Below are 22,988 nucleotides of genomic sequence, written 5' to 3' on the forward strand. Positions count from 1 at the left end.
CGGGGCGGGTCGGGCCGGCCCCGCGGGCGGTCGCGCGGCGCCCGGAAAACGGTTGTCCACAGGCCCCCACTCGTGAGGCTCCGGCCAGTAATCTCGGCGTTCATGGAGCAGAGGCATCTCGGCCGCACCGGCCTGCGTGTGTCCCGGATCGGGCTCGGGACCCTCACCTGGGGCCGTGACACCGACGAGCACGACGCGGCAGAGCTCTTGAAGACGTTCTGGGACGCGGGCGGGACGCTGGTCGACACGGCGGACGTGTACGGCGACGGGGAGGCCGAGTATCTGCTCGGGCGGCTGATGGAGGGGCTGGTGCCGCGCCGGGACCTGGTGATCTCCACGAAGGCCGGCAGCGTGCCCGACCCGGACCGCCGGTTCGACGGCTCGCGCGGCCATCTGCTGTCCGCGCTGGACGCCTCGCTCACCCGCCTCGGCACCGACTACGTCGACGTGTGGCACGTCCACGCCTACGATCCGGCCACCCCGCTGGAGGAGACGCTCCAGGCGCTGGACATCGCCGTCGCCAGCGGCCGGGTGCGGTACGCGGGCGTGTCCAACTTCTGCGGCTGGCAGCTCGCCAAGGCCGCGACCTGGCAGCTCGCCGCACCGGGCGCGCGCACCCGCCTGGCGAGCACCCAGATGGAGTACTCGCTGCTGCAGCGCGGGGTGGAGCGGGAGGTGCTGCCCGCCGCGGTCGACCTCGGCATCGGCATGCTGCCGTCCTCCCCGCTCGGGCGGGGCGTGCTCACCGGCAAGTACCGCGGGGACGCCACCCCGGCGGACTCGCGCGGCGCCTCGGAGCACCTCGCGCCGTTCGTCGCGCCGTACCTGGACGACACGGCGAGCCGGATCGTGGACGCGGTGACGACCGCGGCGGATGGGCTCGCGGTGACCGCGCTCCAGGTGGCGCTCGCCTGGGTCCGCGACCGGCCGGGGGTGACCGCGCCCATCGTGGGCGCGCGGACGGCGCAGCAGCTCACGGCGGCGTTGTCAGTGGAGGCGCTTAGTCTTCCTGACGAGATCTGCCGGGCGCTCGACGACGTGTCGGCTCCCGTGCACCGCTATCCCGATCACGACTGGAGCACGCTGTGAGCACGCCGGAGACCCCTGAGGAGCCGAGGAGCGCGGACGACGGCACGCCCGCCGAGGGCGCGCAGGTGTCCGAGGCCGAGGCGGAGCTGGCCGCGCAGCGCCTGGAGCGGGAGCGGATCGAGCGGCGCAAGGCGGAGCGGCAGGGCCCGATCGAGGCCGGCGCCAAGCTGAGCGGCACGGCGGCCGACCTGCTCGCCGCCGTCCGGGCCGTGGAGAGCGGCGAGAAGCCGCCGGCCACCGTGTTCGAGGAGGCGCGGCCCGCGCCGCGGCGCCCCGCGCCCGAGCCGGTGCGGCGGGCCCCGGTGGTCCCGGAGGGACCGGCCGCGCCCGCCGAGGGCACCGTGGGCGAGGTGCGGGAGGTCCTGACGCGGGGCGGTGCGCCCGCCGCGCTCGCCGCGCCGGCCGCCGCCGCCCTGGGCGAGGACGCCGCGGACCTGCTGCGGGAGGATCCCTGGCAGCTTCTGCGGGTGCCGGGCGTCCGCCCCGAGCAGGCGGACGGGTTCGCCCGCGCGCTGCTCGGCGGCGAGGCCGGGCCCGACGACGAGCGGCGGGGCCGTGCGCTGACCGTCTGGCTGCTGGAGCAGGCCGCCGCGGCCGGGCACACGGTGCTGGAGACCGCCGCGCTCACCGAGGCGCTGGGCCGCCAGGGCGTGCCCGGCCCGGAGGACGCGGTGCGGAACGCCATCGCCGAGGGGGACGTCCTCGTGTTCCAGGACGCGGTCGGCGAGGCGGTCGGGGAGGACGAGGAGCAGCCCGTCCGGGTGCTGGTCGGTCTGGAGCGCTGCGCCCTCGCCGAGGAGAGCCTCGCCGACGGTCTGGCCCGGCTGATCAACTCCGCGCCCAAGCAGGACGGGGCGGCCGAGGAGTGGGAGCGGGCGGCCTCCGCGGCGGAGGGCTCCGCGGCCGACCTGATCCGCGCGGCCTCGGGGCACGGACTGGTGCTGCACACCGGCGGGGAGGCCGCGCTGGCCGAGCCGGCGGCCCTGCTGAACGCGGCGCACGGCATGGGGCTGCGCGCCTGGGCGGCCACGCACAGCCCGGTCGGGCGGGAGCGGTTCGCGTCCCGCGTCGACGGCCCGGCCGTCGCCACCGTCGCCGGGCTGCTGTCCGGCGCCGAGGGGCCCGGGCGGGACCCGGAGGGCGCGCTGGCCGTGGACCTGCTGGTGGTGCTGGACGCGCCGCAGCTCGACGTGGAGACCGCCGCGCTGCTGTCGGAGTCCCTGCCGGACGGGGCGCGGCTGGTCCTGTCCGGCGACCCGGCGGTGCTGTGGTCGGTGGGACCCGGGCGGGTGTTCGCGGATCTGCTGGCGGTGCGGGCCTGCCCGCAGATCGCTTCCCGGCGCCCGGATCCGGGGCCGCTGGGCGAGCTGGTCTCGGGCATCGGCGTCGGCGAGCTGCTCCAGGTGGAGGCCCCCGAGAAGGAGGTCGTCATCGTGCCCGTGCGGGACGCGGGCGAGGCGGTGCACCGGACCGTCCAGCTGGTGGCGGACTCGGTGCCCCGCGCCCTCGGGGTGCCGGCCGAGGAGACGCAGGTGATCACCCCGGGCCACGGCGGCGCGGTCGGCACGCGCGTGCTGAACGCGGCGCTGAAGGAGCGGCTGAACCCGGGCCCGGGCCGCTTCGCCGGCTTCGACCCCGGCGACCGGGTCGCGTGGTCCCCCGCTCCCGGACGCACCCTGCCGGGCCGCGTGGTCGGGGCGGACGGCCAGGGCCTGCGCCTGGACTGCGCGGGCGAGACGGTCGTCGTGCCGCGTGACCGCGTGGAGCAGACGGTCCGCCACGGCTGGGCGCTGACCGCGCACCAGGCGGTGGGCGCCCGCTGGCCGGCGGCGGTCGTGGTCCTCCCCGGCGACGCGGTCCCCGCCCTGAGCCGCCCCTGGATCTACACGGCCTTCAGCCGCGCCGACCGCCACCTGTCGGTGGTCCACGGAGTGGACCAGGCCCTCCAGCGGGCGGTCGCCGAGGTCCCGGCGAAGCCGCGCACGACGCGCCTGCCCGTGCTGCTGGCACCGCAGTTGCCTGGGGCGGCGGATTAGGTGTTCAGGGCGCCCCCGGCGCAGTGTGCGCGACGGCGGCGGCACCCCCGCGGGGGTGCCGCCGCCGTCGGCGTAGGTCAGCGGTCTGCGTCCAGGGGTTCCAGGTCCTCGTCCGTGTCGGGGGCCAGGACCGTTTCCAGGTCGTCGTCGTCCTCTTCGTCGTCTCCGTCGTCGTCGAAGACGGCGCTGACGTCGAAGCGGCACACCACCGCCTCGGGGTCCACCTGCTCGAAGGGGGCCTCGAGCCACTCGCCGGGGTCCGGAATCTCGTCCGATGCCGTCACCCAGAGCGTGGAGTCGCCCTCCTCCAGGCCGAACTCCTTGTGCCGGGAGGCGATCTCGTCCGGTTCGTACTCCCCGAACAGCAGGCCCAGCGCGCCGTGGACGGTGCGGGAGGCCTCCGAACCCTCGTCGTCCGCCTCCTCGATCCGCTGGGCGTGCGCCAGCAGCCGCTGTGGCTCGGCGACGGCGTAGTCGCGGCGGATCAGCACGCTGAGGGCGTTCGGCTCCTCGGGGCCGGCGTACGGGGGCAGGGCCTCCTCGGTACCGGGGATCTCGAAGGGCGTGACCTCGTCGTAACGGTCGTAGAGCAGTTCGTCGTACGTCTCCGCGGCCGCGGCCAGCTGGTTGAAGGCCTCGTAGACGGCCGGGTCGTCGTCACCCGACCGGCTCTCGACCGCGGCCAGGTGGCGGTCGAGCGCGGTCTTCACCGCCTCGGCGGCGGCACGTACCTCGGCAGCGGTGGGCTGCGCAGCATCAGACATAGTGCAGACGCTATCCGTACCGGGGCCCGGCCCGCACAATAGATGCGATGCCGGAATACGAATTTGTCGACGTGTACGTGCCGCGCGGGGTCTCCCGCAAGGAGACGGCGCGTCTGCTGACGGACCATGCCGAGTACGGTCACTGGGAGTTGTACCGCCTGACGCTGATGCGTGACGGCAGCCGCAGGGTGCGGCTGCGGCGGCGGATCATCCGCCAGGTGCGCGCCACCTGGTGAGCTGCGCGCGCCCGACCGGAGTCAACAGGCGGAGCGGACCCCGCGTCCTCGCGGGGTCCGCTCCGTGTGTCCGAGATCACGCCGCGGCGCGCGCCCTGCGGTACAGGATGCTGCCGGCGAGCAGCGCACCCGCGCCGGCCGGCAGCACGAGGCCGAGCGGCAGTCCGCTGCCGGTCTCGGCGAGCTGCGCGTCGCCCTGCGGGCCCGGCTGGTTGCCGGTGGAGGGGGTGTCCGGAGTGCTGGGCGTGCCAGGCGTACCGGGTTCACCCGGGTTCCCCGGCTCGCCGGGGTTGCCGGGCTCCTCCGGGTTACCGGGCTCTCCAGGGTTGCCGGGCTCCCCCGGGTTACCGGGCTCTCCAGGGTTCCCCGGCTCACCGGGCTGACCGGGCTCTCCCGGCTCCCCCGGGTTGCCCGGCTCACCGGGCTCGCCCGGGTGACCCCCGTCGTGCCCCGTGTTGGCGCAGTCGTTGCCGGCCGCCCCGTTGCCCACGCCGATGACATCGACGCTGTTGCCGCAGACGTTCACCGGCACGTGCACCGGCGCCTGCACCACGTTGCCGGAGGCCACGCCGGGCGAGTCGCTCGCCGTGCCGTGGGCGTGCGCGCCGCCGTGGTGGCCGGAGCCGCCCTTGTTGGCGCAGGCGTTGCCGACCGCCGGGTTGAGGACCCCGACGACGTTGACCGTGTTGCCGCAGACGTTGACCGGCACATGCACCGGCGCCTGCACCACGTTGCCGGAGAGCACGCCCGGCGAGCCCTTGGCCCCGCCCGTCGCACCGGAGTCGGCGTGGGCGGCGGCGCCGCCCGCGGCGGCGAGCACACCGGTGGCGGCGGCCATGGTCATCAAGCCCTTGCGGGTGACCTGTCGCATTGCTGAATTCCTGTCCTCGGACCTGCTGCCGGGAGACGGCGCCTGCCGCGTCCCGGATTCTCGACGAATGAGGAACCGGTCGGCCCCGGAGCACATGGCGCGCGCTCCGGGGCCGACGGCTCGAACCCTCAGCGGGCGTTGCCTAGAGGGCGAGACACGACATCACGCGTTGACGCAGGTGTTGCCGAAGGCGGGGTTCAGCAGCCCGATCACGGAGATCGTGTTGCCGCAGACGTTCACGGGCACGTGAACCGGCACCTGCACGACGTTGCCGGACAGGACGCCCGGGGAGTGCACGGCGGCACCCTGGGCGCCCGAGTCGGCAGCGGCCATGCCCGCGCCCGCGAGAACCAGACCACCGGTGGCGGCCGCGACAGCGACGACCTTCTTGAGCATGTATTCCTCCTTGTTGGCAAGGTGATCCAAAGTCGCGGATCACATCACGGGTAACGAGGAGGAAGTAATGAGGCTACGAGCTTATGGTCGCATTCACTCTTCCCGGTCAACTCCGCACGCCTGCACGATTCTCAGGACGCGTCCAGGAACCGGTCGAGCACACGGACGCCGAACTTGAGACCGTCCACCGGCACCCGCTCGTCCACGCCGTGGAACATGCCCGCGAAGTCCAGCTCCGGCGGCAGCTTCAGCGGCGCGAAGCCGAAGCAGCGGATGCCGAGGTCGTCGAAGGACTTGGCGTCGGTGCCGCCGGAGAGCATGTAGGGCACGGCGCGCGCGATCGGGTCCTCGGCGCTCAGCGCGGTCTGCATGGCGTCGACGAGCCGGCCGTCGAAGTCGGTCTCCAGCGCCTTGTCGGAGTGCACGTCCTCGCGCCGCACGCGCGGGCCGAGGATGCGGTCGAGGTCGGCGAGGAACTCCTCCTCGTAGCCGGGCAGGAAGCGGCCGTCGACGTGCGCGGTGGCCTGGCCGGGGATGACGTTGACCTTGTAGCCGGCGCCGAGCTGGGTGGGCGCCGCCGAGTTGCGCAGGGTGGTGCCGATCATGCGGGCGATGCCGCCCAGCTTGGCGAGGGTCTCGTCCATGTTCTCCGGGTCGAGCTCGGTGCCGAGCGCGTCGGACAGCTCGTCCAGGAAGGCGCGGACGGTCTTGGTGACCCTGACCGGCCACGTGTGGCGGCCGAGGCGGGCGACGGCCTCGCACAGCTCGGTGATGGCGTTGTCGTCGTTGGTCATCGAGCCGTGGCCGGCGGTGCCGTCGACGGTGAGCCGCATCCAGTGCATGCCCTTCTCGGCGGTCTCGACGAGGTAGAGGCGCAGCTTCTCGTTGACGGTGAAGGAGAAGCCGCCGACCTCGCCGATCGCCTCCGTGACGCCCTCGAACAGCTCGGGGTGCCGGTGCACCAGGTGCTTGGCGCCGTACGTGCCGCCGGCCTCCTCGTCGGCGAGGAAGGCGAGGACGACGTCCCGCGGGGGCTTGCGGCCGCTGCGCATGCGGTCGCGGACGACCGCGAGGGTCATCGCGTCCATGTCCTTCATGTCGACGGCCCCGCGCCCCCACACGCACCCGTCGGCGATCTCGCCGGAGAACGGGTGGTGGGTCCAGTCGTCCGCGTTGGCGGGCACGACGTCGGTGTGGCCGTGGATGAGCAGGGCGGGCCGCGACGGGTCCTCGCCCTCGATCCGCGCGATGGTGGAGGCGCGTCCCGGGTGGGACTCGAAGATCCGCGGTTCCAGGCCGACTTCGGCGAGCTTCTCGGCGACGTACTCGGCCGCCTTGCGCTCGCCGGGGCCGGAGTGGTCGCCGTAGTTGCTGGTGTCGATCCGGATCAGCTCGCGGCAGAGGTCCACGACCTCGTCCTCACCGGTGACGCCCTTGGCCGGGTCCGTCTCGCTCACGTGCTTCCTCCCGCTGCTGGTGTTCCCGCTGGTCGGTCCTCCTCCATCCTCCCCCTCCCGGCGGCCGGCCCCAAGACCCGCCCCGCCCCGTCACACGCCGTTCACGCGGCGGCGCGCCGGGGGTGATCGGCCACCCCGGAACACCTGGTAATGTTTATGTCGTCGCCGCGGGGGGAAACCCGCGCGACAGACACCTTGTCCGGGTGGCGGAATGGCAGACGCGCTAGCTTGAGGTGCTAGTGCCCTTTATCGGGCGTGGGGGTTCAAGTCCCCCCTCGGACACTGGGAACTGAGGGCCGCGACCGCGAGGTCGCGGCCCTCGGGCGTTGTACGGAAGGTGCCCCATGACGTCTCGCACGCCCTGCCCCTGCGGCCTCCCCGAGGCCTACGAGGAGTGCTGCGGCCGCTTCCACGGCGGCGCGGCCTCCGCACCGACGGCGGAGCGGCTGATGCGGTCGCGGTACGCGGCGTTCGTCCGGCGGGACGGGGCGTACCTGCTGCGGACGTGGCATCCGCGGACCCGGCCGGCCCGGCTCGACCTCGACCCGGGGATGCGGTGGACGGGGCTGGAGATCCTGGCCACGGAGGACGGCTCCGCCTTCCACTCCACCGGCACGGTGACCTTCCGCGCCTCGTACCGGGGCGGCTCCCTGCACGAGCGCAGCCGCTTCGAGCGGGTCGACGGGGCCTGGGTGTACGTCGACGGGGACTTCCTGAGCTGAGGTTCTGACCAGGGCCGGTCAGGGCGCCAGGATGTCGAGTTCCTGGAGGGCTCCCTCGGTGATCTCGCGGGTGAGCTTCTCCGCGCGGGCTGCGTCGCGGGCGCGGACGGCCTCGGCGAGCTGGACGTGGAGGGTGACGGCGGCCGGGTCGGGGTCCTCGAACATCACGTCGTGGTGGGTGCGTCCGGCCAGCACCTCCGCGACCACGTCGCCGAGGCGGGCGAACATCTCGTTGCCGGAGGCGGTCAGGATGACGCGGTGGAACGCCACGTCGTGGAAGAGGTAGCCCTCCAGCTTGTGGCCGCGTGAGTGGGCGACCATCCCCAGGGCGCACTCGGTGAGTTCGGCGCACTGCTCGGCCGTGGCGTTGCGTGCGGCGAGGCCCGCCGCGACCGGTTCGATCGCGGAGCGCAGCACGGTCAGCGAGCGCAGCTGGCGGGGGCGGTCGGCGCCGGCCAGGCGCCAGCGGATGACCTGCGGGTCGTAGACGTTCCACTCGCGGGACGGGAGGACCGTGACGCCGACGCGGCGGCGGGACTCGACCAGGTGCATGGACTCCAGGACGCGGACCACCTCGCGCATCACGGAGCGCGACACGTCGAAACGCTGGGCGAGCTCGTCGGTGCGCAGCACACTGCCGGGCGGATACTCGCCTGCGGTGATCTCGGGGCCGAGGGTGTCCAGTACGCGGCCGTGCAGCCCCCGGCCCGTGGTGCTCATGCACTCAGAGTACGGGGCGGATCACTCCCCTAAAAAGTCAGACTTATTCATCACAGCCTCTTGAAGTTGTCGTACTTATAAGTTTCAGTTGCCGTCGGCGTCATCGGCAAGGTGTCGACGAGGACAGCAGACAGTGAGGCAGCGATGAACACCCCCCAGGTCGTCGTGGTCATGGGCGTCGCCGGAACGGGCAAGACCACCATCGGTCCTCTGCTCGCGGCCCGCCTCGGCGTTCCGTACGCCGAGGGCGACGACTTCCACCCGCAGAGCAACATCGCCAAGATGTCGGCGGGCACCCCGCTCACCGACGACGACCGGTGGCCCTGGCTGGACGCCATCGGCGACTGGGCGCAGGGGCGCGCGGGTCTGGGCGGCGTGGTCAGCTGCTCGGCGCTGAAGCGGTCGTACCGCGACCGGCTGCGGGCCGCCGCGCCCGGCGTGGTCTTCGTGCACCTCACCGGCGACCGCGCCCTCATCGAGGACCGGATGTCGCACCGGCAGGGGCACTTCATGCCCACGGCACTGCTCGACTCCCAGTTCGCCACGCTCCAGCCGCTGGAGCCGGACGAGGCCGGGGTCGCCGTGAACGTGACGGGCCGCCCCGAGGAGATCACGGAACGGGCGGCCGCCGCCCTGACGTCGCTCTCCGAGCCCACCCCGTAGGACCCACCCCCCACCGGCCCCCTCTCCCCCGGGGCCGCACTCTCCCCCGACCCCGTACACCCTAGGGATCCACCGTGACCAGACTCAGCGTCGAGATGCTGGCAGCGGACGTACCCGAGCCGATCACCTCGGCCGGCCACGCTCAGCTGGGCATCGCCGTCCTGGCGGGCATAGCCGTCATCGTCCTGCTCATCACCAAGTTCAAACTGCACGCCTTTCTGTCGCTGACCATCGGGTCACTGGCGCTCGGCGCCTTCGCCGGCGCGCCGCTGGACAAGGTCATCACCAGCTTCAGCACCGGGCTCGGCTCCACCGTCGCCGGCGTGGGCGTGCTGATCGCGCTCGGCGCGATCCTCGGCAAGATGCTCGCCGACTCCGGCGGCGCCGACCAGATCGTCGACACCATCCTCGCGAAGGCCGGCGGCCGCTCCATGCCGTGGGCCATGGTGCTGATCGCCTCGGTCATCGGTCTGCCGCTGTTCTTCGAGGTCGGCGTGGTGCTGCTGATCCCGGTGGTGCTGATGGTCGCCAAGCGCGGCAACTACTCGCTCATGCGCATCGGCATCCCGGCCCTCGCCGGTCTGTCCGTGATGCACGGCCTGGTCCCGCCGCACCCCGGCCCGCTGGTCGCCATCGACGCGGTCGGCGCCAACCTCGGTGTGACGCTGGCGCTCGGCGTGCTCGTCGCCATCCCCACCGTGGTCATCGCCGGTCCGCTGTTCTCCAAGTACGCCGCCCGCTGGGTGGACGTCCCGGCGCCGGAGCGGATGATCCCGCAGCGTCCCTCCGAGGACCTGGAGCGGCGCCCCGGCTTCGGCGCGACGCTGGCCACGATCCTGCTGCCGGTCGTGCTGATGCTCGCCAAGGCGCTGGTCGACATCGTGATCGACGACCCCGAGCACGACGTGCAGCGCGTCTTCGACGTGATCGGCTCCCCGCTGATCGCGCTGCTCGCCGCCGTGCTGGTCGGCATCTTCACCCTCGGCATGCCCGCCGGCTTCAGCCGGGAGCGGATCTCCTCCCTGGTGGAGAAGAGCCTGGCGCCGATCGCGGGCATCCTGCTGATCGTCGGCGCGGGCGGCGGCTTCAAGCAGACGCTGATCGACACAGGCGTGGGCCGGATGATCCTGGACATCTCCGAGGACTGGTCGATCCCGGCGCTGCTGCTGGCCTGGCTGATCGCGGTGGCGATCCGGCTGGCGACGGGCTCGGCGACCGTAGCGACCGTCTCGGCGGCCGGTCTGGTCGCGCCGCTCGCGGCCGACATGTCGACCACGCACGCCGCGCTGCTGGTGCTGGCCATCGGCGCCGGTTCGCTGTTCTTCAGCCATGTCAACGACGCCGGCTTCTGGCTGGTGAAGGAGTACTTCGGCCTGAACGTCGGCCAGACGATCAAGACCTGGTCGATCATGGAGACGATCATCTCGGTGGTCGCGGGGGCGCTGGTGCTCCTGCTGTCCCTGATCATCTAGCCGGGTCCGGCTCGGCTCACGGCGGCCCGTGCGCACCCCAGGGGAGGGGCGCACGGGCCGCCGTCGTGTTCAGGGCCGCCACAGGGGGTGCTCGCGCTCGGCCCACTCCCGGCGGACCGAGCCGGTGCGCAGACCGCGGCGGGCCTCGGGGTCGGCGAGGGCCATGCCGACGTGCCCGGCGAGGACGATGCCGACGGTCAGCGCCAGCCAGTCGTGGACGAAGGTCGCGGCGGTGCGCCAGACCAGCGGGGTGAGGTGGGTGAACCACATCAGCAGCCCGGTGCCGAGCATCACCAGCGTGGCCCCGGCGATCCAGGCCGCGTACAGCTTCTGCCCGGCGTTGAACTTCCCGGCCGGGCGGGACGCGGGACGGCGGTCGCGGCGCAGGGCGGCCCGCAGCCAGACCCGGTCGTGCGGGCCGAAGCGGTTGAGCCGGGCCAGGTCGGCGCGGAAGGCGCGGGAGACGAGGGCGGCCGACACGGGTACGGGCAGGAGCAGGCCCGACCACTGGTGGAGGGTGACGACCAGGGCGCGGCGGCCGGCCAGCTGGGCGAGCTGGGGGACGTAGAGGCAGGCGGCGGTGGCCACGCAGACGCCCATGAGCAGGGCCGTGGCGCGGTGCGCCCATCGCTGGGCGGGGGCGAAACGCCGTACGGTCGCGGCGGCGGGCGGGGCGTCAGCTCGTGGGGGCATCGTCGCGTCCGTTCGAGCGGCCGACCCAGGCGTCGACGTCGTAGCCGCGCACCTCCCAGTAGCCCGGCTCGACGTCCTCGGTGACGGTGATGCCGGAGAGCCACTTGGCCGACTTGTAGAAGTACATGGGCGCCACGTAGAGCCGCGCCGGACCGCCGTGGCCGTGGCCGATGTCCTCGTCCCGCATCCGCAGGGCGACCAGGACGTCCGCGCGGCGGGCCTGGCCGAGGGTGAGGCTCTCGGAGTACGTCCCGTCGAAACAGGTGAAGCGCACCGCGCGGGCGGTGGGACGCACCCCGGCCGCGTCCAGCAGCCGGGACAGCCGCACACCCTCGAACGGGGTGCCGGGCACCCGCCAGCCGGTCACGCACTGCACGTCGCGGACCAGGCGGGTCTGCGGCAGCGCCTTCAGGTCGGTGAGGGTGTAGGAGGCGGGGCGGTCGACGAGGCCGTCGACGGTGAGCCGGTAGGTGCGGGCGTCCTTGCGCGGGACGGAGGCGGCGACCGAGTAGTAGCGGAAGCCGCCGCCGTTCGGGAGGAGTCCGGTCAGGCCGGTGGGGTCGCGGTCCGCGGCGCCGGCGAGGAAGGACTCCAGACCACGCTGGAGGGAGGGCGCGGCGGCCAGGCCGAGCGCGCCGAGGCCGAGGGTGCCGAGCAGGACGCGGCGGCCGACGGGCGTGCCGCGCGCGTCCGGGTCGTCGGCGCCCGGGACGTCCGGCTCCGGTGAGGGGTGTTCGGGTTTCACCCCCTCATTCGAGCACCCGCGGCCCCGGACGGACCAGGGAACGCGGGTACCCGTCAGACTTCGGTAAGGGGCGGAGCCGGTCCTACGGGGTGTGCTCGGCCTCCTTGTCCAGCTGGAACGCCTCGTTGCCCAGGCCGATGCGGGCGTGGGTCTCGGGGGCGCGGGCGCGCAGGATCGCGCCCTGGACCAGTCCGACCACGAGGGCGAGGCCGATGACGCCGGGCAGGATCCAGCGCAGGGCGGAGTCCGGTCCCGCGCCGACCAGCACGTCGAAGTCCTTGACCGTGTAGCCGGCGATCACCAGGAGGGCGATTCCGGCCACCGCCGAGGTGGCCAGGCGCCAGGCCTGGGCGGCCGCGGCGCCGCGCCGTACGAAGAAGACCACGACGGACAGCGAGGCGATGGCCATCAGGACGATGACGCCGAGCGCGCCGATGTTGCCGCCCCAGGTGAACAGGTGCAGCACGGGCGCGGTGGGGTCGCCGGCCGGCTTGTCGTCGGTGAGCGCAAAGGTCAGCACCAGCACGACGGCGATGCCGGTCTGCAGCAGGGAGCCGGTGCCGGGGGCGCCGCTGGAGCCCGTGGTGCGGCCGAAGGCGGCGGGCAGCAGGCCCTCACGGCCCATGGCGAAGGCGTACCGGGCGACGACGTTGTGGAAGCTGAGCATGGCGGCGAACATGCCGGTCACGAACAGCACGTGCAGCACGTCCGTGAAGGCCGCGCCGAGCCGGTCCTCGGTGAGGAAGAACAGCAGGCCCGCGCTCTGCTCCTGGGAGGTGGGGACGATCGTGGCGGGGCCGGTGGCCACGGTGAGGGCCCAGCTGCTGAGGGCGAAGAAGACGGCGACACCGGTGACGGCGAGGAACATCACGCGCGGCACCAGGACGTGCGGCCTGCTGGTCTCCTCCGCGTAGACCGGCGCCTGCTCGAAGCCGAGGAAGGCCGCGATGCAGAAGCACAGGGCGGTGCCGACGCCGGCGCCGGTGAGGGTGTCGGGGTTGAAGGCGTGCAGCGACAGGCCCTCCGGGCCGGGGTCGGCGACGGCGGCGATGTCGAAGACGACGACCAGCAGCACCTCGATGACCAGCAGGACGCCGAGCACCTTCGCGTTGACGTCGATCTTCAGCCAGCCCAGCACGCCCACGGCGAGCGCGGCGGCCAGCGCCGGTATCCACCAGGCGACCTCGAGGTCGGCGTAGGTGGCGAAGAGGCCGGAGACCTCGAAGCCGAAGATGCCGTAGATGCCGACCTGGAGGGAGTTGTAGGCGACCAGGGCGACCAGGGCCGCGCCCGCGCCCGCGGTGCCGCCGAGCCCGCGGGAGATGTACGCGTAGAAGGCGCCCGCGTTGTGCACGTGCCGGCTCATCTCGGCGTAGCCGAGGCTGAACAGCACCAGGACGGCGCCCAGGACCACGAAGAGCAGCGGCTGGCCGACGATGCCCATCACCGCGAATGTGGTGGGCATGACACCCGCGACGACCATGAGCGGAGCGGTCGCGGCCAGCACGGAGAGCAGCAGGCCCCCCGTGCCGAGGCGGTCGGCCCGCAGGGCCCGTTCCCGCCCCTTGAAGGTGCTGATCCCCTCGGCCGGGGCTCTGTTGGTGCTCGAACTGTCCGTCGTCATCTCGAGACCGTCCTTGGGTCGGTGGTGGGTACGGGGGCGTTCGGGGTGGGGTCAGGCCGTGCCCAGGGCGGCGGCGCGTGCGGTACGGAAGGCGGTGAGGCCGTCCCGGTCGGGATAGGACCAGGGGGCGGGGGTGGCGTGGTCGCCGATGCGGTGGAACAGCGCGGCGGCCTCGGCTCCCCGGCCCTCGCACACCTTGGCGTGGGCGAGGAAGTTGAGGTCGACCAGCCGGCGCGGATGGTCCTCGTGCTCCCACTCCAGCCACCAGTCGAAGGCCGCCTTCATCACCTGCCGGGCGCGGCGTCCGACCCAGTGGCCCGAGGCGGCCGGGTCGGCGGGCTCGTGCCCGGCGGCGGCGAGGGAGCGGTAGCGCTCCGCGTGCGCGATGACGGGCAGGATGGCCAGCGGTGAGTCGGCGGGGGCCTGTTCGGCGGCCCAGTTCGCGAAGTCGTACACCTCGTGCAGCGGGTCGGGGCCCGCCTCCACGCGGCGCTCCGCGAGCCAGCCGACGACCAGGTGGTGGGCGTGGTGGTGGTCGGCGTAGCGGGTGCGGACCTGCTCGAAGACGCGGACGACGTCGCCCTCCGCGCCCAGGGAGCACTCCAGCATCAGCAGCCCGAGCCAGGGCGTCGGGTCGTGCGGCAGCTGCTCGGCGGCCTTGCGGCAGGCCTCGCGGACCCGGGCCGGTTTCTCCTTGCCGCGCAGGGCGCGCCGTACCTGGGCCATGGCCAGCAGCGCGGTCGCATCACCGGAGTCGGGCTCGGCGAGCAGCCACTCGCGGGCCCACGCGGCGCAGTACGACTCCTTCGCGAGCACCGCGATCCGGTGTCCGCGGCGGTCCCAGTCGTCCCCCGTCCTGACCAGCAGCGAGCGGGTGCTCTGCCACCGCCCCTGTGCCAGTGCGGCCCGCGCGGCGACGAGTTCGGCGTCGTCGAGGGCCTCGTCGTGGGCCTGTGCCGCTCGTTTGCGGGCACGGCCGAGGGGAGGCGGGGGTGGGGACACCGCGGAACTTCCTCACGCGCTTCTCTTGTCATACGGCTCACGGCGGGTGGTCGGTGGCAGTGGTCGGCTGCCGATCGCCACGAGCTGATCACGGACAGCAAACCGTCAGCCAACGGACCACGTCAAGGGCACCGGGGCCGTTACACGCGTCAACTGCGGTCACGAACGGGCAACTTGTGTCGCCCGTGAACGAACTCGGGTTCCCGACGGCGCAGGTCGGCGGCGCCCGGGACGGCGCGGACGCTGCTTTGATGGCGGTATGAGCGAGAGCGGCAGCAGCGGCAGCGGAATGAGCGCCGACGAGATCCTCGACGTCGTCGACGAGCACGACCGGGTGACCGGGCAGGCCCCGCGCGGCGAGGTGTACGCACGGGGGCTGCGCCACCGCTGCGTCTTCGTCCTGGCGCGGGACGCGGAGGACAGGATCTTCGTCCACCGCCGCACCCCGGCGAAGCTGGTGTTCCCGTCGCTGTACGACATGTTCGTCGGCGGGGTGGTCGGGGCGGGCGAGACGTACGACGACGCGGCGCTGCGGGAGGCGGAGGAGGAACTGGGCGTGAGCGGCCTGCCCGCCCCCTCGCACCTGTTCACCTTCCTGTACGACGACGGCGGGAACCGGACCTGGTGGTCCGCCGTCTACGAGGTGCGCTGCGAGCTGGACGTGCGTCCGCAGGCCGAGGAGGTGGCCTGGCACGCCTTCCTGCCCGAGCACGAGGTGCAGCGGCGGCTCGGTACGTGGGAGTGGGTGCCGGACGGGCTCGCGGCGTACGAGCGGTTGCGGGCGTATCGGGCCGGGCGGACGGACCCGGCCTGACCGGTAAGGTCGCCCCCGTGATCGACTTTGTACGGAACGTCCGGTTGTGGTTCGCCCCCGCCGAGGTGCGGAACGACGGGGAGACGCCCGACTACCGCTTCTCGCTGGCGAACGAGCGGACGTTCCTCGCCTGGCTGCGGACCGCGCTCGCGCTGATCGGCGGCGGATTCGCGGTCGACCAGTTCCTGCCCGATCTGCCCTGGGGGTGGCGGGTCGGACTGGCCCTCGCGCTGCTGGCGGCGGGGGCGCTGTGCGCGCTGCGGGCGGTCAACCACTGGGTGCGGTGCGAGCGGGCGATGCGGCGGGGGGAGGATCTTCCCGTGTCGCGGTTCCCGGCGCTGCTGGGGGTGGTGGTGGCGGGGGTGGCCGTGGTGATGGTCGTGGTGGTGCTGGTGGGGTGGGAGGCGTGACATCCGGGGCGCTCGGGGAGCGGGACCCCGGGCTTCAGCCCGAGCGGACCCGGCTGGCGTGGCGGCGGACGACGCTGGCGAGCACGGTGGTGGCCGTGCTGGCGGGGAAGGCGGGGCTGGCGGGCGGGGCGTCGGCGGGGGTGCTGGCGGCGGGGGCGGTGTGCTGTGCGGGGTGGGTGGGGGTGTTGGCGGTCGCCCAACGGCGGATTCGGGGGCTGGCGGGGCTGGGTGAGCCCGAGCGGCTGGCGGTGCGGTGGGCGGTGGGGGTCGTGGTGTGCGTGCTTCTTACGGTGGGGGGTGGGGTGGGGGTGGTGCTGGGGTAGGGGTTCTCGCCCCCGCCGCCCTTTCCCTTCCCGACCCGGGGCTCCGCCCCGGACCCCGCTCCTCAAACGCCGGAGGGGCTGTTGGTCCGGGGCGGAGCCCCGGGAGGGTCACTCCGGCACCGTGACCACGATCTTGCCGCGCACGTGGCCCTCCTCGCTGCGGCGGTGGGCGTCCGCCGTGCGCTCCAGAGGGAACGCCTCCTCGACGTGGATCGTCAGGACGCCCTGGTCCGCCAGTTCGGACAGCTTGCGGAGGTCCGTGGGGTCGGGGCGGACGAACCAGTACGCGCCGCCGTAGCCGGTGACGCCGGGGTCGACGATCGACGCCACGCGGCCCTCCGGCGCCACGAGGTTCGCGGAGGCCTTGAGGGCGTCCCCGCCGACCGTGTCGAAGACCGCGTCCACGCCCTCGGGAGCGAGGCCGCGGACGCGTTCGGCCAGGCCCTCGCCGTAGCTCACCGGCTCGGCACCCAGCCCGCGCACGAAGTCGTGGTTGCCCTCGCTCGCCGTGCCGATGACCCGGGCGCCGAGGTGCGCGGCGAGCTGGACGGCGACGGAGCCGACCCCGCCGGCCGCCGCGTGCACCAGCACGGTCTCGCCCCGGCGCACGCCGAGGACGCGGTGCAGCACCTGGTACGCGGTGAGTCCGGCGAGCGGGATGCCGGCCGCCTGCTCGAAGCTGAGAGCGCGCGGCTTGGGCGCGAGGGTGCGCACGGGGGCGGCCACGTACTCGGCGCAGGTGCCGAAGGAGAGGACGTCCTCGCGGACGTAGCCGATCACCTCGTCGCCCTCGGAGAACTCGGGGACCGCGGGCCCGGGGCGGACGACGACGCCCGCGAGGTCCCAGCCGGGGATCACCGGGAAGACGGCCGGGAGGATCGCGTCGAGGTGACCTTGGCGGGCCTTCCAGTCGACCGGGTTGACGGACGCCGCCCGGACTCTGACGAGCACCGAGTCGGGGCCCAGCTTGGGGTCGTCGGCCTCGCCGTACTCGAGGACCTCGGGGCCGCCGTACCGTGCGTAGCTGATCGCCTTCATGCGTCGACCCTCCGGGGCCGGCCCACGGCGTGCAAGCCGAATGGCCCGATGTACGCCATTCGCGCCACCGGAGGGGCCGACGGACGAGGGGCGCTCCCCCTATCGTGGACCCGATCACGTTTCGCTCCCGGTCTGGACGGCATACCGACCGGTCGGCATCATGGGCGGGTACTGTCCGCCTGCCCACAGGAGCGACGATGAGCCCCGACCACCCGCCCGGACTGGACCTCGACCGGCTGCACGAGCTGCTCGAACGCGAGCGGCCCGGTCTGCTCGGCGGCCCGCTCTCCGGCCGGCTGATCGAGGGCGGCAGGTCGAACCTCACCTACACGGTCACCGACGGCGCGGCGACCTGGGTGGTGCGGCGCCCGCCGCTCGGCCACGTCCTGGCCACCGCGCACGACATGAAGCGCGAGCACCGGGTGATCAGCGCCCTGCACCCGACCGGGGTGCCGGTGCCGCGTCCGGTGCTGCTGTGGGAGGACGAGGAGGTGCTCGGCGCGCCGTTCTACGTCATGGAGTACGTCGAGGGCACCCCGTACCGCACCGCCGAGCAGCTCGCCCCGCTGGGTCCCGAGCGCACCCGGAACGCCGTGCTGAACCTGGTGGACACGCTGGTCGAGCTGCACGCCGTCGACCCGGCCGAGGTCGGGCTCGCGGACTTCGGCCGGCCCGAGGGCTTCCTGGACCGGCAGCTGCGGCGCTGGGGCAAGCAGCTCGACGCCTCGCGCAACCGGGAGCTGGCCGGCATCGACGAGCTGCACGCCGCGCTGGGCCGTGAGCTGCCCGTCTCCCCGGCGCCCACCGTCGTGCACGGCGACTACCGCCTCGACAACGCGCTGATCAGCGACGACGAGTCGGTCCGCGCCGTCCTGGACTGGGAGATGTCCACGCTGGGCGACCCGCTGACGGACCTGGGTCTGCTGGTGATGTACAGCAGCCCGCTGGGGATGCCGGACTCCCCCGTCTCCACCACCGCCGAGGCCCCGGGCCATCCGACGCCGGCCGAGCTGATCGAGCGGTACGCCGCACGGTCGGGGCGGGACGCGTCATCCGTCTCCTGGTACACGGCGTTCGCGTGGTTCAAGCTCGCCGTGATCCTGGAGGGCATCCACTACCGGTACACGCTGGGCCAGACGGTCGGAGCCGGGTTCGACCGCATCGGCGATCTGGTCCCGGTCTTCATCGAGCACGGTCTGACCACCCTTCAGGAAGGCTGACGAGACATGGACTTCACGTTCGACGCGCGCACCGAGGAGCTGCGCGCCCGGCTCCTCGCCTTCATGGACGAGCACGTGTACCCGGCCGAGCAGGTCGCGCACGAGCAGCGGGAGCGGCTGTCCTCGCCGTGGGAGAACCCGCCGGTGGTGGAGGAGCTGAAGGCGGAGGCGCGCCGGCAGGGCCTGTGGAACCTGTTCCTGCCCGACGCCGAGCACGGCGCCGGACTCACCAACCTCCAGTACGCCCCGCTCGCCGAGATCACGGGCCGGTCCCCGCAGCTCGCGCCGACCGCCACCAACTGCGCCGCGCCCGACACCGGGAACATGGAGGTGCTGGCGCAGTTCGGCGACGAGCGGCAGAAGAAGCAGTGGCTCGAACCGCTGCTCGCGGGCGAGATCCGTTCGGCGTTCGCGATGACCGAGCCGGACGTGGCCTCCTCGGACGCCACCAACATCACCACGCACATCCGGCGGGAGGGCGACGAGTACGTCGTCACCGGACGCAAGTGGTACATCTCCGGGGCGATGCACCCGGACTGCACGATCTTCATCGTGATGGGCAAGACCGACCCGGACGGGGCGGACATCCGCCGCCAGCAGTCCATGGTGCTGGTCCCGCGCGACACCCCGGGCGTCACCGTGAAGCGGGCGATGCGGGTCTTCGGCTACGAGGACCACTACCACGGCGGCCACGCCGAGGTGATCTTCGACGAGGCGCGGGTGCCGGTGTCGAACCTCATCGGCGAGGAGGGCGGCGGGTTCGCCATCGCCCAGGCGCGGCTCGGTCCGGGCCGGATCCACCACTGCATGCGGCTGATCGGCATGGCCGAGCGGGCGATCGAGCTGATGTGCCGCCGGGCGGTGTCCCGGGACGCCTTCGGCAAGGCGCTCGCCCAGCAGGGCGTGGTGCAGAACTGGATCGCGGACGCGCGGGTCGCGGTCGAGCAGCTGCGGCTGCTGGTGCTGAAGACCGCCTGGATGATGGACACCGTCGGCAACCGGGGCGCGCACACCGAGATCCAGGCCATCAAGATCGCGACTCCGCGCACGGTCGTCGGCATCCTCGACCGGGCGATCCAGCTGTACGGCGCGGGCGGGGTGAGCCAGGACTTCCCGCTGGCCGAGCTGTACGCGGGCGCGCGCACGCTGATGATCGCGGACGGCCCGGACGAGGTGCACCAGCGGTCGCTGGCCCGGCGGGAGCTGAAGAAGTACCGGTAGGCGGGGACCGGCTCGCCGGGTGCCGCGGGGCGCCCGGCGAGCCGGAGCCGTTCAGGGGCGCGGGAGCCGTGCGGGGACTTCGGAGCCGCTTACGGGCGCAGGGCGCGCAGCAGCAGGTCGGCGAGGTGGTCGGCGACCTGCTGAGGGCTGAGCGGGCCGTCGGGGCGGTACCAGGTGGACAGGTGGTGCACCGAGCCGAAGTGGTAGTCGACGACCAGGTCGGCCGGGGTCGCCGTGGAGAAGACGCCCTCGCGCTGGCCCTCCTCGATCAGCGCGCGGAACCGCTCGTGGTAGCGGCGGCGCTCGGCGCGGACCTGCTTGTTCTTCTCCGGGCTGAGGTGGTGCATGGAGCGGAAGAAGATCGACGCGTCGTCGAGGTTCTCGATGGTGGTGACGACGACGTCGGCGGCCGCGCCGCGCAGCCGCTTCTCGATGGGCTCGTCGGCGTCGGCGAACCGGTCCAGGCGCTCCTGCTGGAGGCGCAGCACGCGCGCGTACACCTCGTGCAGCAGGTCGTCCTTGGAGCCGAAGTAGTGGTACAGCGCCCCCTTGGTGACGCCGGCCGCCTCGACGATCTCCTGCACCGAGGTGCGGTCGTAGCCCTGCTCGGCGAAGAGCCGGGTGGCGGCGGCCAGCAGCCGCTGCGGCACGGGGGTCCCGTCACCGTCCGTCGTTCTGGGCACTGCCGCCACCCGCCTTTCCGTGTTGCTGTCGGTCGTCATGCGTCCAGGGAACGCCGTCCCCGCCGGGAGATCTTCCCACTTCACGGAACCGCCGCGTCAGGCGCCGCCTCCCCGCCCGGTTCCTCCCCCGGTGCGGCGGGGGTGCGGGCGGGTGCCGGCGCGTGCGTCAGCGAGTGGTCTCCCACTGCCGCTGGACGCGGTTCATGCCGCCGAGCCAGCGTTCGGGGTCGGTCGCGCGGGCGCGGTAGTACTCGGCGACCTCGGGGTGCGGCAGGATCAGGAAGCGGTCCTGCTCGATGCCGTCGAACAGGGCGTCGGCCACGTCCTCGGGCTCGATCGCGGTGGGCTTCAGCACCAGGTCCCCGGCGCTGCCGCTGGCGTCGAGCATGTCGGTGCGCACGCCCTGCGGGCAGATCGCGTGCACCTTCACCCCGCGGTGCCGGTACGTCAGCGACAGCCACTCGGCGAAGGCGTAGGCGCCGTGCTTGGTGACGCTGTAGGGGGCGGTGCCGATCATGGTGAGCAGTCCGGCGGCGGAGACGGTGGAGACGAAACGGCCGCTGCCGCGCTCCAGCCACTCGGGGAGCAGGGCGTGCGCCGCGCGGACGTGCGCCATCACGTTGACGTCCCAGGACAGCGCCCAGTCCTCCTCGCGCAGCGGCGCGCCGGGCTCCCCGCCGTCGCGGCCGACCCCGGCGTTGGCGCACCAGACGTCGACCGTCCCGCCGAGCGCGTCGCGGGCCTCGTCGACGACCGAGGAGGCGTCGCCCGCCACCGCGAGGCCGCCGATCTCCTCGGCCACGGCCTTGGCGCGGGCGGCGTCCAGGTCGTTGACCACGACCCGCGCCCCCTGCGCGGCGAAACGGCGGGCGAGCGCCGCTCCGATGCCGCCCCCGGCTCCCGTGACGACCACCTTCGCACCCTGCACGGCTTGCACCATCGGTCTCCTCCGACGCGGCTCGCGAACGCCTGACCGCGTCAGACTAACCGGTCGGTATGCCAGGAGGAAGGGGCATTGCGAGCGTCGTCGGTCCGGCTCGTTCCCCGGCGCGGTCCGGCGCGCTAGCGTGCGTGGCCATGACATGTACCGCCCTGGCATGTACCGCGATCACGGAGGTCACCGCATGAGGCTGTCCCGACGGAGCCTGCTCGCCACCACCACGGCCGCGGTCGCGGCCTCCGCCGCGCCGGCCGCCGCCGCTTCCGGGCCTGGACCGGCGCACGGCGGCGGCCGCACCCTGCGCACCGGGTTCGAACGGCTCGCGGCGGACGGCTACGCGCTGCTCGACGGCCGCCGGGTGGGCGTGGTCACCAACCCCACCGGCATCACCCGCGACGTCCAGCACATCGTCGACGTCATGCACGCCGACGACAGAGTGGACCTGACCGCGGTCTTCGGACCCGAGCACGGCTTCCGGGGCACCGCGCAGGCGGGCGGCTCGGAAGGCCGCTACGACGACCCGGCGACCGGCCTGCCCGTCTACGACACCTATCTGAAGAGCGGCCAGGACCTCGCCGCCGTCTTCACGGCCTCCGGCGTGGACACGGTCCTCTTCGACATCCAGGACGTCGGCGCCCGCTTCTACACGTACATCTGGACGCTCTTCGACTGCATGGAGGCGGCGCAGCTCGCGGGCCTGTCCTTCGTGGTCCTGGACCGGCCGAACCCGGTGTCCGGGCGGGCGGCGCTGGGTCCGGTGCTGCACAAGGAGTTCGCGACGTTCGTCGGACGGCAGCCCGTCTCGCAGGCGCACGGGATGACGGTGGCGGAACTGGCGCTGCTGTTCAACGCGGAGTTCCTTCGGACGCCGGTCGCCCTGGAGACCGTGCGGATGTCGGGCTGGAAGCGGTCGGACTTCTATGACGCGTCCGGGCTGCCGTGGGTGCCGCCGAGCCCGAACATGCCGACACCGGAGACGGCGCTGGTGTACTCGGGGACGTGTCTGTTCGAGGGCACGAACCTGTCGGAGGGGCGCGGCACCACCCGGCCGTTCGAGCTGCTGGGCGCGGAGGGCGTCGACGGGCGCTGGGCGGCCGCGGCGAACGAGCTGGACCTGCCGGGCGTGCGGTTCCGTGAGGCGTACTTCGCGCCGACGTTCTCCAAGTTCCAGGGGAGGACCATCGGGGGCGTGCAGCTGCATGTGCACGACCGGGAGCGGTTCGACCCGGTGCGGACCGGCATCGGCCTGCTGGTCACGGCGAAGCGGTCGTGGGACGGCTTCGCCTGGCGCGCGGACAACTGGATCGACAAGCTCACCGGCTCCACCCAGGTCCGCACGATGATCGACGCGGGCGCGGACACCGACGAGGTGGTGGCCGGCTGGCAGAGCGAGCTGGCGGCGTTCCGCCGGAAGCGGCGCGAGCACCTGCTCTACCGGTAGGTCTCTGCCGGCCAGGGCAGGCAACGGCGGCGGATCGCGTGACGGCGGTCCGCCGCCGTCGCGTTCACGCCTCCTTTTCCGCCCCATGCACCCCGGTGACCTGCGCTTTCACCGCCCCGCGCCGTGTGGTGCGGGTCTTCTCGGCCGAGTGAGCGGTGATCGGTGTGCATATCGACGGGGTGTTCAGGAACCCGTGGAAGCCGCGGGGAGTTCTCAGAGCGTCGGGAAAGGGCCGTTCCTCCGCCGGGAGGGACGAAGGGCGGCCGTTACCGCCGGTATTCCCGCGACGGCGACAACTGAAGTGCGGGCAAAGGGAGTTGGCACGGCGCTCCCGCGGCCGGCTGAGGGGGCCGTCGAAAGAAGGATGGAGCCGAATCGCATGCCGACACGTCTATTCGGCGACGTCCG

The 22,988-nt window shown here is 73.2% G+C and carries 24 protein-coding genes and 1 tRNA gene; 13 read left to right on the forward strand and 12 right to left on the reverse strand.

All coding sequences use genetic code 11. The features are described 5' to 3' along the window. The first annotated feature begins 102 nt into the window (after positions 1–102). Together ACP7TJ_RS06000 and ACP7TJ_RS06005 are read left to right on the forward strand one after the other, a co-directional pair. Positions 103–1,089: an aldo/keto reductase gene (locus ACP7TJ_RS06000; protein ID WP_167744423.1), complete on the forward strand. Its 987-nt coding sequence runs from the start codon at positions 103–105 to the stop codon at positions 1,087–1,089. Then, positions 1,086–3,125, forward strand: coding sequence for a helix-hairpin-helix domain-containing protein (locus ACP7TJ_RS06005; protein WP_427762371.1), 2,040 nt, complete (start codon positions 1,086–1,088; stop codon positions 3,123–3,125). The genes ACP7TJ_RS06000 and ACP7TJ_RS06005 overlap by 4 nt, the downstream gene beginning before the upstream one ends. Positions 3,126–3,202: 77 nt before the next feature. Here the strand turns inward: ACP7TJ_RS06005 and ACP7TJ_RS06010 are convergent, their stop codons facing one another. Beyond that, positions 3,203–3,889, reverse strand: coding sequence for a hypothetical protein (locus tag ACP7TJ_RS06010; protein ID WP_176710893.1), 687 nt, complete (start codon positions 3,887–3,889; stop codon positions 3,203–3,205). 47 nt (positions 3,890–3,936) lie between these two features. On the opposite strand from ACP7TJ_RS06010, the gene ACP7TJ_RS06015 reads away from it, so the two are divergent. Beyond that, on the forward strand, positions 3,937–4,125 hold the full coding sequence (locus ACP7TJ_RS06015; protein ID WP_004933366.1) for a DUF5703 family protein: 189 nt from the start codon (positions 3,937–3,939) through the stop codon (positions 4,123–4,125). Between the two features lie 76 nt (positions 4,126–4,201). On the opposite strand, the gene ACP7TJ_RS06020 is transcribed toward ACP7TJ_RS06015, so the two are convergent. The 3 genes from ACP7TJ_RS06020 to ACP7TJ_RS06030 form a co-directional block, all read right to left on the reverse strand. Continuing rightward, complete coding sequence (locus tag ACP7TJ_RS06020) at positions 4,202–4,996, reverse strand: chaplin family protein (protein ID WP_093768516.1); 795 nt, start codon at positions 4,994–4,996, stop codon at positions 4,202–4,204. Between the two features lie 162 nt (positions 4,997–5,158). Continuing rightward, the gene (gene chpH, locus ACP7TJ_RS06025; protein ID WP_006135972.1) at positions 5,159–5,392 is read right to left on the reverse strand and encodes a chaplin ChpH; all 234 of its coding nucleotides are present in this window, start codon (positions 5,390–5,392) and stop codon (positions 5,159–5,161) included. A gap of 131 nt (positions 5,393–5,523) precedes the next feature. Beyond that, the gene (locus ACP7TJ_RS06030; protein WP_093768517.1) at positions 5,524–6,849 is read right to left on the reverse strand and encodes a M20/M25/M40 family metallo-hydrolase; all 1,326 of its coding nucleotides are present in this window, start codon (positions 6,847–6,849) and stop codon (positions 5,524–5,526) included. A gap of 197 nt (positions 6,850–7,046) precedes the next feature. Between ACP7TJ_RS06030 and ACP7TJ_RS06035 the strand changes: the two genes are divergently transcribed. Continuing rightward, a tRNA-Leu gene (locus ACP7TJ_RS06035) sits at positions 7,047–7,131 on the forward strand. A 62-nt stretch (positions 7,132–7,193) separates the two neighbouring features. After that, positions 7,194–7,571: a YchJ family protein gene (locus ACP7TJ_RS06040; protein WP_167744419.1), complete on the forward strand. Its 378-nt coding sequence runs from the start codon at positions 7,194–7,196 to the stop codon at positions 7,569–7,571. 18 nt (positions 7,572–7,589) lie between these two features. Here ACP7TJ_RS06040 and ACP7TJ_RS06045 read toward each other — a convergent pair whose 3' ends face one another. Then, the gene (locus tag ACP7TJ_RS06045) at positions 7,590–8,291 is read right to left on the reverse strand and encodes a FadR/GntR family transcriptional regulator (RefSeq protein WP_093768519.1); all 702 of its coding nucleotides are present in this window, start codon (positions 8,289–8,291) and stop codon (positions 7,590–7,592) included. A 144-nt stretch (positions 8,292–8,435) separates the two neighbouring features. Here ACP7TJ_RS06045 and ACP7TJ_RS06050 point away from each other — a divergent pair, with 144 nt between their 5' ends. Further along, complete coding sequence (locus tag ACP7TJ_RS06050) at positions 8,436–8,954, forward strand: gluconokinase (RefSeq protein ID WP_093768520.1); 519 nt, start codon at positions 8,436–8,438, stop codon at positions 8,952–8,954. A 74-nt stretch (positions 8,955–9,028) separates the two neighbouring features. Then, on the forward strand, positions 9,029–10,426 hold the full coding sequence (locus ACP7TJ_RS06055) for a GntP family permease (RefSeq protein ID WP_093769059.1): 1,398 nt from the start codon (positions 9,029–9,031) through the stop codon (positions 10,424–10,426). Positions 10,427–10,495: 69 nt separating this feature from the next. Here ACP7TJ_RS06055 and ACP7TJ_RS06060 read toward each other — a convergent pair whose 3' ends face one another. The 4 genes from ACP7TJ_RS06060 to ACP7TJ_RS06075 all read right to left on the reverse strand — a co-directional run bounded on the left by ACP7TJ_RS06060 (position 10,496) and on the right by ACP7TJ_RS06075 (position 14,490). Further along, positions 10,496–11,119 carry a cytochrome b/b6 domain-containing protein gene (locus ACP7TJ_RS06060; RefSeq protein ID WP_093769060.1) on the reverse strand — a complete coding sequence of 208 codons (624 nt, stop codon included), beginning with the start codon at positions 11,117–11,119 and terminating at the stop codon, positions 10,496–10,498. Continuing rightward, positions 11,103–11,864 carry a molybdopterin-dependent oxidoreductase gene (locus ACP7TJ_RS06065; protein WP_189911897.1) on the reverse strand — a complete coding sequence of 254 codons (762 nt, stop codon included), beginning with the start codon at positions 11,862–11,864 and terminating at the stop codon, positions 11,103–11,105. Before ACP7TJ_RS06065 ends, ACP7TJ_RS06060 begins: the two co-directional genes overlap by 17 nt. A gap of 82 nt (positions 11,865–11,946) precedes the next feature. Then, entirely contained in the window at positions 11,947–13,488 is a 1,542-nt protein-coding gene (locus ACP7TJ_RS06070; RefSeq protein ID WP_193460016.1) for an APC family permease, read from the reverse strand. A gap of 51 nt (positions 13,489–13,539) precedes the next feature. Beyond that, a complete protein-coding gene (locus ACP7TJ_RS06075) occupies positions 13,540–14,490 on the reverse strand; it encodes a hypothetical protein (RefSeq protein WP_093769063.1) in 951 nt (316 codons plus the stop codon). Between the two features lie 259 nt (positions 14,491–14,749). Between ACP7TJ_RS06075 and ACP7TJ_RS06080 the strand changes: the two genes are divergently transcribed. From ACP7TJ_RS06080 to ACP7TJ_RS06090, 3 genes are read left to right on the forward strand one after another with little or no spacing between them, the layout of a single operon-like run. Then, positions 14,750–15,304, forward strand: a complete 555-nt coding sequence (locus ACP7TJ_RS06080; protein ID WP_390924418.1) for an NUDIX hydrolase — start codon at positions 14,750–14,752, stop codon at positions 15,302–15,304. Between the two features lie 17 nt (positions 15,305–15,321). Further along, on the forward strand, positions 15,322–15,714 hold the full coding sequence (locus ACP7TJ_RS06085; RefSeq protein ID WP_167744414.1) for a YidH family protein: 393 nt from the start codon (positions 15,322–15,324) through the stop codon (positions 15,712–15,714). After that, positions 15,711–16,037, forward strand: coding sequence for a DUF202 domain-containing protein (locus ACP7TJ_RS06090; RefSeq protein ID WP_427762378.1), 327 nt, complete (start codon positions 15,711–15,713; stop codon positions 16,035–16,037). Before ACP7TJ_RS06085 ends, ACP7TJ_RS06090 begins: the two co-directional genes overlap by 4 nt. A gap of 108 nt (positions 16,038–16,145) precedes the next feature. Here ACP7TJ_RS06090 and ACP7TJ_RS06095 read toward each other — a convergent pair whose 3' ends face one another. Further along, positions 16,146–17,075, reverse strand: coding sequence for an NADP-dependent oxidoreductase (locus tag ACP7TJ_RS06095; protein ID WP_427762380.1), 930 nt, complete (start codon positions 17,073–17,075; stop codon positions 16,146–16,148). A 197-nt stretch (positions 17,076–17,272) separates the two neighbouring features. Between ACP7TJ_RS06095 and ACP7TJ_RS06100 the strand changes: the two genes are divergently transcribed. Together ACP7TJ_RS06100 and ACP7TJ_RS06105 are read left to right on the forward strand one after the other, a co-directional pair. After that, entirely contained in the window at positions 17,273–18,295 is a 1,023-nt protein-coding gene (locus tag ACP7TJ_RS06100) for a phosphotransferase family protein (protein ID WP_266395893.1), read from the forward strand. Between the two features lie 6 nt (positions 18,296–18,301). Continuing rightward, positions 18,302–19,516 carry an acyl-CoA dehydrogenase family protein gene (locus ACP7TJ_RS06105; RefSeq protein WP_189911902.1) on the forward strand — a complete coding sequence of 405 codons (1,215 nt, stop codon included), beginning with the start codon at positions 18,302–18,304 and terminating at the stop codon, positions 19,514–19,516. A gap of 89 nt (positions 19,517–19,605) precedes the next feature. On the opposite strand, the gene ACP7TJ_RS06110 is transcribed toward ACP7TJ_RS06105, so the two are convergent. Together ACP7TJ_RS06110 and ACP7TJ_RS06115 are read right to left on the reverse strand one after the other, a co-directional pair. Then, on the reverse strand, positions 19,606–20,199 hold the full coding sequence (locus tag ACP7TJ_RS06110) for a TetR/AcrR family transcriptional regulator (protein WP_093769023.1): 594 nt from the start codon (positions 20,197–20,199) through the stop codon (positions 19,606–19,608). 166 nt (positions 20,200–20,365) lie between these two features. Next, a complete protein-coding gene (locus ACP7TJ_RS06115; protein ID WP_320584410.1) occupies positions 20,366–21,139 on the reverse strand; it encodes an SDR family oxidoreductase in 774 nt (257 codons plus the stop codon). Positions 21,140–21,323: 184 nt separating this feature from the next. Here ACP7TJ_RS06115 and ACP7TJ_RS06120 point away from each other — a divergent pair, with 184 nt between their 5' ends. Then, entirely contained in the window at positions 21,324–22,580 is a 1,257-nt protein-coding gene (locus ACP7TJ_RS06120) for an exo-beta-N-acetylmuramidase NamZ family protein (protein ID WP_266545066.1), read from the forward strand. The last annotated feature ends 408 nt before the right edge of the window (positions 22,581–22,988 follow it).

It is taken from the genome of Streptomyces sp. DSM 41931 (assembly GCF_050271085.1).
Lineage (GTDB): Bacteria > Actinomycetota > Actinomycetes > Streptomycetales > Streptomycetaceae > Streptomyces > Streptomyces albogriseolus.